Annotated in this window: 1 protein-coding gene; it reads left to right on the top strand. The window is 64.9% G+C overall.

All coding sequences use genetic code 11. From position 1 onward, the window contains the following. Nucleotides 1-146 precede the first annotated feature (146 nt). Nucleotides 147-971: a twin-arginine translocase subunit TatC gene (gene tatC / locus HUK84_RS19820; RefSeq protein ID WP_176641737.1), complete on the top strand. Its 825-nt coding sequence runs from the start codon at nt 147-149 to the stop codon at nt 969-971. The last annotated feature ends 63 nt before the right edge of the window (nt 972-1,034 follow it).

Genomic DNA, 1,034 nt, shown 5'->3' on the forward strand with positions numbered 1-1,034 from the left:
GGCTGCGTCCGCCGGCCTTCCTGCCGCCGGTGCGGGTGATGCACGGGGCGCGGCGGGTTGCCGTCGGCGCCGCGGATACGCAATTCGTCGAAGGGCGGGGCTCAAACGATTTCGTCTGAACGGGATCTGCTCTAGGAACGTCATTTATGGATAATGCCAACCCGGAAGGCACGCGCCTGGAGGGCGACACGATCGACGACAAGCCGATGCCGCTGCTGGACCATCTGGTCGAGCTGCGGCGGCGCCTGATCTGGTCGGCGGTGACCTTCGGCCTGTGTTTCCTGCTGTGCTATCATTTCTCGTCGCGGATCTATCTCTTCCTGGCGCAGCCGCTGGGCACGGTGATGCGCGCGCAGGGCGAGCAGCCGCACCTGATCTATACCGCGCTGTACGAGGCGTTCTTCACCTATATCAAGGTGGCGTTCTTCGGCGCGGCGTTCCTGTCCTTTCCGATGATCGCGGTGCAGGCCTGGATGTTCATCGCCCCCGGCCTGTATCGCAGCGAGAAGCGGGCCTTTCTGCCGTTTCTGGTGGCCACGCCGGTCATGTTCGTGCTGGGGGCGGCGCTGGCCTATTATTTCGTCTTTCCCTTCGCGTGGAAATTCTTCCTGTCCTTCCAGACGGCGGACGGGCAGGACGGCCTGCAGATCCAGCTTCAGGCCAAGGTGTCGGAATATCTGGCCCTGGTCATGAAGCTGATCATGGCCTTCGGCGTGGCGTTCGAACTGCCGGTGGTGCTGACCCTGCTGGCGCGGGTGGGCATCGTCACCGCCGAGATGCTGGCGCGGTTCCGGCGCTATGCCTATGTCGCGGCCTTTATCGTCGCCGCGATCCTGACGCCCCCCGACATCATCACCCAGACCGGCCTGGCGGTGCCGTTGATCGGTCTGTACGAAATTTCCATCTTCTGTGCGCGTCTCGTCCAGCCACGGCGCCTGGAGGATGTCGAGCAGGAGAAACCAGATGCATGACCTTCGCGCCCTGCGCGCCGACCCCGCCGCCTTCGACGCGGCGCTGGCCCGCCGGGGCGAGGC

Source organism: Nguyenibacter vanlangensis, assembly GCF_013376155.1.
GTDB lineage: Bacteria > Pseudomonadota > Alphaproteobacteria > Acetobacterales > Acetobacteraceae > Gluconacetobacter > Gluconacetobacter vanlangensis.

What these genes read in the sequence shown, in the direction of transcription:
- tatC (WP_176641737.1), top strand. Translation starts at nt 147, where the DNA reads ATGGATAATGCCAACCCGGAAGGCACGCGCCTGGAGGGCGACACGATC.